Origin of the sequence: uncultured Campylobacter sp. (assembly GCF_937981295.1) — a bacterium.
Classification (GTDB): Bacteria; Campylobacterota; Campylobacteria; order Campylobacterales; family Campylobacteraceae; genus Campylobacter_B.
In genome coordinates, this window is the sequence record NZ_CALJPC010000094.1 from 1 (window position 1) to 1,823 (window position 1,823).

Sequence of the window (1,823 nt, forward strand, 5' to 3'; positions counted from 1 at the left end):
CCCATCGCAGCAATATCACTCAAATTAGCCGTCATCAAACGATATCCAACATCATAGGGCATCATATATTGAAAGCTAAAATGAACACCTTCTACCATGGTATCCGTGCTTACAAGTTGGTCATACCCTTCCGTTGCCTTATAAATAGCACAATCATCGCCGATGCCTTGCAGGCGTAGGCACTCTCTTGGAGTGAGCTTACGTATGCGCTCGCCCGAGAGCGGATTGTTTTGCGCGAAAGAATTTGAGCTGATCGTAGGGCACAACTCAAGCTCGCCGCCTTTTTTTAAGCCGCGCGCTCTTTGGATGATGAAAATATCCGTTCTACGTGCACCCTGCCTTGTCGTTAGCGTGTTACTTATGCCGAATTCCGAAACCGGGCGGAATTGCCTTTTAAATTTTGGATTTTCTTGCCTCAACCAGGCAATCGCGCGCTCGCTCAAAAAGTATTTTTCATCTACATAGGGCTCTAGCATATCCCCGAGCGTGAGTTTCAAAGGCTCTTTTGGCGCGAAATGAAACGAAAAATACCTATCCGCATCCAAAAAGCCCACTATGTAGAGCCGTTCTCTGTTTTGAGGTATGCCGTAGTCTTTGGTATTGAGAATTTCGGCGTGGCAGTGATAGCCGAGATCGCGCAGAGCGTTCAGGAAATTTACGTATGCCTTGCCCTTTTCGATCGATAGAAAGCCTTTGACGTTTTCGAATACGAAAACCTCCGGGCGGCACTCTTTGACTATCCTGTAGTATTGCCAAATGAGATTGCCGCGATCTCCCGCCGTGCCCGCTCGCCCTCCCGCGATAGAAAAGTCTTGGCAGGGGCTGCCGCCTACGAGCACATCTATTTGTCCGCGATACTTTGTAGCATCTAGGGTGCGGACGTCCTCATAGAAAGGCGTGCCTTGATGGTTGCCTGCGTTGGCTTCATAGCTGAGGCGCGCAAATTTATCGATTTCGCAAGCAAAGATCGTGCCGTTATAGCCGAATACCTTGCGATGCGCCATCTCCGCTACGCCGATACCTGAAAAGATAGTCGCTAGATACAAATTTCATCCTTTCAAAACGGATACGGCATAACGCCATTATTGGAATACTTAAATTCGAGCTCTCTAATATCCTCTAAAGCGTGCTGCGTAAAATACCTAATATGATTTTTATATCGTTGCAAGAAGCCGCGCTCGATCATTTCATTCTCAAGCATAGCGTAATCTTGAACGCTTAGAATGTCATCGGTCATTTCGTTTTGATTATTGCGCCAGTAGAGTTTAAGCCTTTCATTGCTCATATCTTTCCAGGCGGTGCGGAATATCTTGTATGGATTATAATAAACTGGCTTAATATCGCTGTTGTAAGCTTCCCTAATAGATTTAAACTCGTGAGATTGAATTTTGCCAACACTTTGAGCTGGATTAATATTCTTTACATATTCGTGCATGAGCCGACCGCAGACGTAATATAGCAGGTGTCCGTCCTCGTATATAAGCTCCTCTGAAGTATATGGAATAGACATAAATATGCTTTGGCTCTTATAATCCCACTCTATAAGCGTGTTATCAAAATCTTTTAGAATATTGAGGTTACCTAAATCGCGCAGACTTTTAATAAAATTTATCTTTCGGTAAACCCAAAGCGGGATTGGATTTTGCGAGGATAGAAACCTGCGAATTTTATGCTTTATAAACCACGCCTGAACCTCGTTAATATCGTCAGTTTCGTTGAAATTTATAAAGGTCTTTGTAATATACTTCATAACGTAGCCAGTGGCGTTATTAAGCGAGGTTTGAAAGCCGTTCATCTCGCCGTCTGCTATTTGAGCCGCAGTT

General features: G+C 44.4%; 2 protein-coding genes. Both read right to left on the minus strand.

Annotation, left to right across the window (positions count from 1 at the left end):
- A partial coding sequence (gene dcm / locus Q0135_RS09745; protein ID WP_297990143.1) for a DNA (cytosine-5-)-methyltransferase occupies positions 1-1,046 on the minus strand: 1,046 nt, incomplete at its 3' end.
- 11 nt (positions 1,047-1,057) lie between these two features.
- A partial coding sequence (locus tag Q0135_RS09750; protein ID WP_297990145.1) for a hypothetical protein occupies positions 1,058-1,823 on the minus strand: 766 nt, incomplete at its 5' end.